8 protein-coding genes are annotated in these 8,654 nt (G+C 66.1%); 2 read left to right on the top strand and 6 right to left on the bottom strand.

Going from position 1 to position 8,654, the window contains the following annotated elements; all coding sequences use genetic code 11:
* From CC207_RS08810 to CC207_RS08785, 6 genes are all read right to left on the bottom strand, one after another.
* Positions 1–793 (bottom strand): XdhC family protein (locus CC207_RS08810; RefSeq protein ID WP_371916443.1); only part of this gene is annotated, 793 nt, incomplete at its 3' end.
* Between the two features lie 47 nt (positions 794–840).
* Positions 841–2,175 (bottom strand): cytochrome c, encoded by a 1,335-nt coding sequence (locus tag CC207_RS08805; RefSeq protein ID WP_088851948.1) that lies wholly within the window; start codon positions 2,173–2,175, stop codon positions 841–843.
* A 17-nt stretch (positions 2,176–2,192) separates the two neighbouring features.
* Entirely contained in the window at positions 2,193–4,436 is a 2,244-nt protein-coding gene (locus tag CC207_RS08800; RefSeq protein ID WP_088851947.1) for a molybdopterin cofactor-binding domain-containing protein, read from the bottom strand.
* Positions 4,436–4,891, bottom strand: a complete 456-nt coding sequence (locus CC207_RS08795; protein WP_088851946.1) for a (2Fe-2S)-binding protein — start codon at positions 4,889–4,891, stop codon at positions 4,436–4,438. Before CC207_RS08795 ends, CC207_RS08800 begins: the two co-directional genes overlap by 1 nt.
* A gap of 149 nt (positions 4,892–5,040) precedes the next feature.
* A complete protein-coding gene (gene proP / locus CC207_RS08790; RefSeq protein WP_028691421.1) occupies positions 5,041–6,543 on the bottom strand; it encodes a glycine betaine/L-proline transporter ProP in 1,503 nt (500 codons plus the stop codon).
* Positions 6,544–6,688: 145 nt separating this feature from the next.
* Positions 6,689–7,147 (bottom strand): GNAT family N-acetyltransferase, encoded by a 459-nt coding sequence (locus CC207_RS08785; RefSeq protein ID WP_088851945.1) that lies wholly within the window; start codon positions 7,145–7,147, stop codon positions 6,689–6,691.
* A gap of 141 nt (positions 7,148–7,288) precedes the next feature.
* Between CC207_RS08785 and CC207_RS08780 the strand changes: the two genes are divergently transcribed.
* Together CC207_RS08780 and CC207_RS08775 are read left to right on the top strand one after the other, a co-directional pair.
* Complete coding sequence (locus CC207_RS08780) at positions 7,289–7,864, top strand: hypothetical protein (protein WP_088851944.1); 576 nt, start codon at positions 7,289–7,291, stop codon at positions 7,862–7,864.
* Between the two features lie 12 nt (positions 7,865–7,876).
* Complete coding sequence (locus CC207_RS08775) at positions 7,877–8,569, top strand: hypothetical protein (protein ID WP_088851943.1); 693 nt, start codon at positions 7,877–7,879, stop codon at positions 8,567–8,569.
* Positions 8,570–8,654: the final 85 nt, after the last annotated feature.

Raw genomic sequence — 8,654 nt, 5'->3', positions numbered from 1 at the left:
TGCGCCGCGAGCCGATGGCGCCGATGTAGAACGCCGGGCCGTGCAGGGCTTCAAGCAGCGCCAGGTCGTCGAGCTTGGGGTCGTGGCTGACGGCGATGATGCAGGTGCGCAGATCGGCCTTGAAGTCGCGTACCACATCGTCCGGCATGCCCTTCAGGTATTCGACGCCGGCGACCGACCAGGTGGCCATGTGCTCGGGCCGGGGGTCGCACACCGCCACCCGGAAGCCGTTGAACAGGGCCATGGTCGCCAGGTACTCGGCCAGCGCGCCGGCGCCGATCAGCAGCATGCGGTAGCCGGGGCCGAGGGTGTTGATCATGTGCCGGCCATCGAAACAGAACTGTTCCGGGGCGGCGGTGGGTTCGAGGTCGACCGCGCCGTCGGCCAGGGTCAGCTGGCGACGCATCAGCTGGCCGTTGTCGAGCTGCTCCAGCAGGTGTCGCAACGAGGCAATGGCGGGCATGAACTCGAGAATCAGTTCCAACGTACCGCCGCATGGCAGGCCAAAGCGGTGGGCGTCGTCGGCGCTGATGCCGTAGCGGATCACCTCGGGCGCCCCCTCGAGCAGGCCGGGGCCGCCGTAGGCGGTGGTGTAGCGGTGGATCAGGTCGTCCTCGATGCAACCGCCGGACACGCTGCCGACCACCCGGCCGTCGTTGCGCAGGGCCATAATCGAGCCGACCGGGCGCGGCGACGAACCCCAGGTGCGGGCGACGGTGGCGAGCAGCACGCGATGGCCGGCCTGGAGCCAGTCATGGGTGGTGCGCAGGACCAGCAGGTCGATGCTTTCCATGGTGTCCTCGTGAGTCCGTAGCTCGCGCTTTACCCGTGGGAGCGGTATCAGCGCATATGCAGGATGATCGGGCTGCTGCTGGCCGGGTCGGTATGCCCGCGCAACGTGCCCACCGCCTTGGCCTCTACCGCGCCGCCGTGATTGCCCCACGCACTGCGGGCGAAACTCAGCACCTCGGCGATCTCCTGGTCCGACAACTGCTCGCGAAACGCCGGCATGCGGTAGGCGTCCGGCACCCCGGCGGCGACGATGCGCTGCGAGCCGTTGAGGGTGATGTTGATCGCCGAGGCATTCTCCGTGGCCAGCATCGAGGTGGCGCCCGCCAGTGGCGGCATCCACTCGGCCTGGCCCTTGCCGTCCAGGCCATGGCAGCTGGCGCAGCGGGTCGCGTAGGTATGCGCCCCCGGTGTGTCGGGCTGCGCAGCAGTCGTTTGATACTGCCAGGGTGCACCGTCACGCCCCGGGTCGCCGGGCAGTGACTTGAGGTAGCGGGCGATCGCGTTCAGGTCGTCGTCGCTCATGAACTGCGTGGAGTTGTTGAACGCCTCGGTCATCGAGCCGTACACCACCGCGTGCTTGTTCCGCCCGGTCTTGAGGAACTGCACCATCTCCGGCTCGCTCCAGCGCCCGAGCCCGGTGTTGTGGTCCTGGCGCAGGCTCGGCGCGTACCAGCCATCGAGCAGGGCGCCGGCGAGGAACGGCGCGCCGCTTTCGTCCAGGGCCTTCTCGTTGAAGGCCAGGCCCCGAGGCGTGTGGCAACTGCCGCAGTGGCCGGGGCCCTGGACGATATAGGCGCCGCGATTCCACAGCGGGTCCTGGTCGGCTTTCTGCGCATAGGCGCTGGTCGGCGCGAACAGGCCGTTCCACAGGGCGATGGGCCAGCGCAGGTTCAGCGGCCAGGGAATGTCGCTGGGGACATTGGCCTCGGCGGCCGGCTGCACGCCCTTCATGAAGAACGCGTAGAGCGCCCGCACATCGTCGTCGCTGAGCTTGACGTAGGACGGGTAGGGCATGGCCGGGTAGAGCCGTCGCCCACCCGGCGCGACGCCCTGGCGCACGGCGCGGTCGAAGTCGGCCAGGCTGTAGGCGCCGATGCCATGCTCGCGGTCCGGGGTGATGTTGGTGGCATGGATGGCGCCCAGCGGCGTGGCCATTTCCAGGCCGCCGGCAAACGGGGCCTTGCCCGGCAGGCTGTGGCAGGCCACGCAGTCGCTGAGCCGGGCGACGTATTCGCCGCGGCTGACCAAGGCGGCGTCGGCGCTGTCCGTGACGCTGAAGGGCGAGGTGGGCTCGCGGGTGACGTACCAGGCCAGCAGGCCTGCCGCGACCAGGCACGGCACGGCCAGCCAGCCTGCGGTTCTTGCGAATCGGCGGTTGTTCATGGGCTGTCCTTGTCGTGTCAGCTGAAGGTATGGCGGCTCAGGGGCATGCTGCGCACGCGCTGGCCGGTGAGCCGCGCCACGGCGTTGGCCACCGCGGGCGCCACCGCCGGCAGCGGTGGCTCACCGATGCCGCCCATCTTCGCCCCGCTCTCGACGATGCGCACATGCACCCGGGCCATGCGCGACGGCGGCAGCACCGGGTACAGGTCGTAGTTGCGTGCCCGTGGCATGCCGTTGAGCCACACCGACTCTTCCAGCAGCACCTGGGACAGGCCCAAGGACACCGCGCTGTTGACCTGGGCCTCGATGATCGCCGGGTTGACGATGCTGCCCGGGTCGATGGCCTGCCAGATGTCGTGCACCCTGACCTGGCCGCCCTCCAGCGACACTTCGGCGATCACCGCCGCCTCCGAGCCGAACGGCGAGGCCATGGCCACGCCGCGGGCGCGCTTGCTGCCGTCCTCGGCGGTGAACGGGCCGCGTTTCCAGCCACCGGACAACTCGCCCACCGCCTGCAGCAGGGTGGTCAGGCGCGGGTTGCCCTGCAGCAGTTGCAGCCGCAGCTCGAAGGGATCGTGGCCGCCCTTGTCGGCCAGCTCATCGAGGAACGACTCGTAGAAGAAGTCGTTGAGCGAGTTGCCCACCGAACGCCAGTAGCCGAGCATGGCCGGGCCTTTGACATAGATCTGCGCGGTGCGCTTGTTGGCGATGGCGTAGGCCTTGCCCGACAGCCCTTCCAGGGCGGTGGGGTCGACCTTGTCGCCCTGCTTGCCGGCGAGCGACTCGGTCGGGCCTTCGGTGGCGCTGATCGCCTCGATGGCCACCGGCAGGCCTTTTTCGTCCAGGCCGGCGCGGAACTTGACCACGGCCATCGGCCGCATGGCATCGCGCAGGAACTCCTCCTCGCGGCTCCAGATCAGCTTCACCGGCCGACCCACGGCCTTGGCCAGGGCGATGGCCTGTGGGTAGGGGTTGGCCGAGTCGTACAGGAAGTGGCGGCCGAAGAAGCCGCCGAGCAGCGGCGAGTGCAGGGTGATCCGCGCCGGGTCCAGGCCGGTGCGCTTGGCGATGTCGTCGCGGAACATGTCCTGGGCCTGGTTCGGCAGCCACACCTCCAGGCTGCCGTCGGGATTGAAACGGGCGGTGGCGGAGGGCGGCTCCAGCTGCGCATGGTTGAGGTACTGGTTGTGGTAGGTGGCCTCGACCGTGGTCTTGGCGCCTGCCAGGGCGCCTGCCACGTCGCCCTGGTTTTCCTCGTCACGGCTTGGCCCGGTCTGGGCGGCCAGGTGGTCGCGCCAGCCGTCGCTGGAAAAATCGGCGGGCATCGCACGCACCTGGCGGTCGGCAGTTGCCTCCTTCCAGTCCACCTGCAGTGCTTCGACGGCGCGCTTGGCATGCCACCAGCGTTCGGCGACCACGGCCACCGCGCCGGGCAGCTGATGCACCGAATGCACGCCCTTCATGGCCTTGACCTGTTCCTCGTTGCGCAGGCCGCCGACGCTCATGCCCAGGCGCGGCGCATGCTGCACGGCGGCGTGGAGCATGCCGTCGACCTTGATGTCGATGCTGTAGAGGGCCTTGCCGGTGGACTTGTCGTAGGCGTCGAGGCGCTGTACCGGCTTGCCTATCCAGCGGAACTGGCTGGGGTCGCGCAAGGTGACGCTGGCGGGGTCCGGCACCGGCAGGTCCATGGCCGTTTCGGCCAGTTCACCGTAGCCCAGCGAACGGCCCGAAGCGGCATGCACTACCTTGCCCGGTTCGGTGGTCAGCTCGCTCACCGGCACGCCCAGCCGCTGGGCGCCGGCTTGCAGCAGCATGGCCCGGGCCAGGGCGCCGAGGCGGCGCATGGTCGGGTAGCTCATGCGTACCGACATGCTGCCACCGGTGATGCGCAGGCCGTTTTCCATCACCACGTAGGCTTCGCCGGCGGGCGCGCTTTCGACCAGGAAGCGGGCAGGATCGAGGTCCAGTTCCTCGCCGACGATCTGCGCCATGGCGGTGTTGACGCCTTGCCCGCCCTCCATGAATGGGCTGAGCAGGCGCACGCTGCCGTCCGGGCGCAGCTCCAGGAAGGCCGGCACCTGGGTACCGCGCTCCGGGGCGCTGGCGGCCTGTACGCGTGGTGCGCCTACTGGCAGGCCGAAGCCGAGCACCAGCGCGCCCACGGTGGTGCCGACCAGAAAGCGCCGGCGCGACAGGTTGACAGTTTCACCTGCGGGCAGTTTCAGCAAGTCTTCGGGGGTATCGATGCGTGTGCTCATCAGGCTTTATCCCCTTCGGCGAGATCCTGCACGGCGGCATGGATGGCGTTGTAGGTGCCGCAGCGGCACAGGTTGACCATGGCCGCGTCGATCTGCGCAGTGCTGGGCTTGGGCGTGTGCTTGAGCAGCGCGGTGGCCGCCATCACCTGGCCGGACTGGCAGTAGCCGCACTGGGCCACCTGGTGCTCGACCCAGGCGGCGACCACGCGCTTGCCCACGGCATCGTGCTCGATGGCCTCGATGGTGGTGACCTCGCGGCCGACCACGCCGGCCACCGGGGTGACGCAGGCGCGCACCACGTTGCCGTCCACCAGCACCGAGCAGGCGCCGCACTGGGCCAGGCCGCAGCCATACTTGGTGCCGGTCAGGCCCAGGTCGTCGCGGATCACCCAGAGCAAGGGCGTGTCGGCGTCAGCCTCGACCTGGTAAGTCTGCTGGTTGATTCGTAGTTCCATGGGCTCACCTGCTGATCATCGGTTGTGGAAGCGGGGAATACGCTGTTCCCCAATCCGGAAACGCTAGCACAGAGGCCCATTGCGCAACCGATACACCCCACAGATTCAGAGGATCAGGCAAGCAATCCGGCGGAATGCGCAAGTAGCCTTCAATCGATGCGCGGATGCTGTTGTGCGAGCGTCTGGCGCCGGGCCTCCAGCTCGGCGATCTGTGCGTCGATGTCCTCGATCTTCTGCTCGATGTTGTCGTGGTGCTCCTGCAGCAACTCGCGGGCTTCCTCGATATCCGAGGCGGCCGGGGCGGCGCCGCGCAGCGGGCGGTTGGCGGTCTCCTTCATGGTCAGGCCGGTGAGCAGGCCGACCACGGCAATGACCATCAGGTAGTAGGCCGGCATGTACAGGTTGTCGGTGGTCTCCACCAGCCAGGCGGCCAGGGTCGGGGTCAGGCCGGCGATCAGCACCGAGATGTTGAAGGCACTGGCCAGGGCGCTGTAGCGGATATGGGTGGGGAACATCGCCGGCAGGGTCGAGGCCATCACGCCGATGAAGAAGTTCAGCAGCACGGCGAGGATCAACAGCCCTGCGAAGATCACCGCCAGCTTGCCGCTGGTGATCAGCATGAACGCCGGGATCGCCAACAGGAACAGGCCAGCGCTGCCAATGATGATGAACGGCTTGCGTCCCCACTTGTCGCTGAGCAGGCCGATGATCGGCTGCACGAACAGCATCCCGACCATGATCGCGATGATGATCAGCACGCCGTGGTCCTCGCTGTAGTGCAGGTTGTGCGAGAGGTAGCTGGGCATGTAGGTGAGCAGCATGTAGTAGGTGACGTTGGTGGCGATCACCACGCCGATGCAGGTCAAGAGGCTGCGCCAGTGCTGGGTGGCGACTTCCTTGAACGACACTTTCGGGCCGCTGGCCAGGCCTTCGCGGTCCCCTTGTTCGAGCTTGTCGACGTGTTGCTGGAACGCCGGGGTTTCTTCCAGGGCGTGGCGCAGGTACAGGCCGATCAGGCCCAGCGGCAGGGCCAGGAAGAACGGCAGGCGCCAGCCCCATTCGAGGAACTGTTCCTCGCCAAGCACCGTCGAGATCAGCACAACCACCCCGGCGCCAAGGACGAAGCCGGCGATCGAGCCGAAGTCCAACCAGCTGCCAAGGAAACCGCGCTTGCGGTCCGGGGCGTACTCGGCGACGAAGATCGACGCTCCGGTGTATTCGCCGCCCACCGAGAAGCCCTGGGCCATCTTCGCCAGCAACAGCAGGATCGGCGCCCAGATGCCGATGCTGGCGTAGGAGGGGATCAGGCCGATGGCAAAGGTGCTCAGCGACATGATCACGATGGTCGCGGCCAGCACCTTCTGCCGTCCGTAGCGGTCGCCCAGGGCGCCGAAGAACAGCCCGCCCAGCGGGCGGATCAGGAACGGCACGGAGAAGGTGGCCAGGGCGGCGATCATCTGCACGCCGGGGCTGGCGTTGGGGAAGAACACCTTGCCCAGGGCATAGGCGACGAAGCCGTAGACACCGAAGTCGAACCACTCCATGGCATTGCCCAGGGCGGCGGCGGTGATGGCCTTGCGCATCTTGGCGTCGTCGACGATGGTGATGTCCTTCAAGCCGATGGGCTTGACGGGTTTCCTGCGTGATTTCATGGGCCGTTGTCCTTGAAGGCTTGGGGCGTGGCCATGGTTTGGCCAGCCTTGTACCTAGGGTCAGATACAACGGCGCGCTAAATAATTCCCTGCGGGGTCATTTGCGTGGGTAAACCATGCGCGATTTCTGTAGGAGCGGCGCTGGTCAGAGCGTGCGAGACATCAACCAATGGCTATGCCCCCAGGCCTCGAACTGCTCCATATGCGTCCAGCCACGCTTGGCGTAGTAGGCGTCCTGGTCGTGGGTATGCAGGTAGAGCGTGGCAACTCCGTTGCTGCGGGCATGCTCGCAGACACCTTCGATCAGCCGCTCCGCCAGGCCTTGCCCACGCGCCTCTGGGGCGACGAACACGCAGGCCAGCCAGGGACCGAGGTCGCTGCGTCCGGGCAGGTCGTCGCTGGCTAGGGCGGCACTGCCCAGCAGGCGGTCGCCGTCCAGGGCGACCAGGCATTGCCATTGACCGTTGTGCTGGCCTTCGGCGAATTCGCGTTGCCAGTCGGCCAGCGGCACGTCCGCGTACTCATAGTGGAACTGTTGGTGCAGCCACTGGGCGAGGGTGTCGCTGTGGGCCATGTGGTGTTTCAGCCAGTCCAGGCGGAGCATGACGATGTCCTTTCAGGGGCAGGAGGGGTGGACCTTTGCGCGAAGCATACACCGCAGTGCGTGAGCGACGAGGATGATGGCGTTTTGATTTTAAGGGTGCGCAGCCGTTATCCTTGCGCCCGCATTCATCAAGGAAGAACCATGCACCTGTCGTCCCGCCTCAAATCGCTTGTAGCCCTGTCACTTGCCAGCCTGCTCGGTGCTTGCGCCAACTACCACTACAAGGAGTACCAGGGGGACTGGGCGCCTGAGACGATGACGCCCTATGATCTGTCCGGCAACCAGGCCGACGCACCGGTCGTGTACTTCGCTACCGTCCGTTACCGCGCCCTGGGCGTGCCGTTCCATCGCCTGCTGCTGGCCACCCATGTCGACGACCAGTTGCTCGAAGGCGCCGGGCGCCGCTCGATCCTCGATATCGCGGGCAAGCAGGCGCTACGGCTGACGCCGGGCAAGCACTCGCTGAGCTGGTGCTGGGCCTCGATGAACGCGCTGGGGACCGGTGGCGGCAAATGCGGTTTCACCGCGCGCGACGTCGAGTTCCGTGCGGGCAAGCGCTACATCGTCGACTTCGACACCGTCGATGCCATCAACGGCCCGCCCGGGCGAGAGACGATGACCATCACCATCACCTCCGAGATTCGCGACCTCGACACCTGGGAGGTGGTCTACCCGCCCAAGGGCAGCGAAGCGTTGACCAAGAGCATGGACGGTTGAGGATGTGCTCTGATGCAGACTTACTGGCCACTGTTCTGGCCCAATGACAGCAAAGTCGATCACAGCGCCCCGCAGGTGCGTCTCGATGCGCTGTTGCCGGTTGTCGGGGCGGTCACGCTCGCTTATTTCGAGCGCAATGAGCGCATTCAGGTTGATGAAACCGTTCGGCTCATCTGGTGCCCAAGTGTTTCCGACCTCAATGGCTGGAGTGAGCAACCTTCTGAAATCGCCTTTAGCCATGTGCTGCACGCCAGGGTGGTTGCACTCGATGCTGCCCCTGAATCGACGATCGACTCTGTGCATTTCGGTCTGCGCGGGCACATGCTGGAGGTTCTGTCCCTGGAGCGATTGCTACCGGCCTTGTGTGGATGGGCAAACGGTACCGGGGCTTGGGCGTTGCCTCAAGCAGCGACCGAGAATGGCAGCCTGCAGTTATGGGCGGAACTGAGCTGGTGCGGTTGGGCAGAGGTGGCGGGGTACATTTATCTTGTCGGTAGTACGCGAGCCGAGTCGCATCTGGAACTGATCTTCGAACGTGATGGCGATAACCTTGTCGGCTTGTTCCATGTACAGCGAAATCCAGCCGGGACCTTTTTCGACTTCGGGGCGACGTATTTCACCGAATTAGAACGTTGCTTGCTGGAGCGGGTGCTGAATAGCGCTCACCCCTTGTGTGATACTCACCCCCTTTATCTGGTAGAGTAGTCCGGTGTACAGAAAATTTGATCAGTGATACGACGTTGAGCTTTCTATTGATGTTCGCCAGACTTTCCTTCTGCTCGCAAGCCGG

Origin of the sequence: Pseudomonas sp. DrBHI1 (assembly GCF_002205115.1) — a bacterium.
Taxonomy (GTDB): Bacteria; Pseudomonadota; Gammaproteobacteria; order Pseudomonadales; family Pseudomonadaceae; genus Aquipseudomonas; species Aquipseudomonas mosselii.
This window is presented reverse-complemented; position numbering and strand designations above follow the sequence as displayed.

What these genes read in the sequence shown, in the direction of transcription:
- CC207_RS08800 (WP_088851947.1), bottom strand. Translation starts at nt 4,436, where the DNA reads ATGAGCACACGCATCGATACCCCCGAAGACTTGCTGAAACTGCCCGCA.
- CC207_RS08785 (WP_088851945.1), bottom strand. Translation starts at nt 7,147, where the DNA reads ATGCTCCGCCTGGACTGGCTGAAACACCACATGGCCCACAGCGACACC.
- proP (WP_028691421.1), bottom strand. Translation starts at nt 6,543, where the DNA reads ATGAAATCACGCAGGAAACCCGTCAAGCCCATCGGCTTGAAGGACATC.
- CC207_RS08805 (WP_088851948.1), bottom strand. Translation starts at nt 2,175, where the DNA reads ATGAACAACCGCCGATTCGCAAGAACCGCAGGCTGGCTGGCCGTGCCG.
- CC207_RS08775 (WP_088851943.1), top strand. Translation starts at nt 7,877, where the DNA reads ATGCAGACTTACTGGCCACTGTTCTGGCCCAATGACAGCAAAGTCGAT.
- CC207_RS08795 (WP_088851946.1), bottom strand. Translation starts at nt 4,891, where the DNA reads ATGGAACTACGAATCAACCAGCAGACTTACCAGGTCGAGGCTGACGCC.
- CC207_RS08780 (WP_088851944.1), top strand. Translation starts at nt 7,289, where the DNA reads ATGCACCTGTCGTCCCGCCTCAAATCGCTTGTAGCCCTGTCACTTGCC.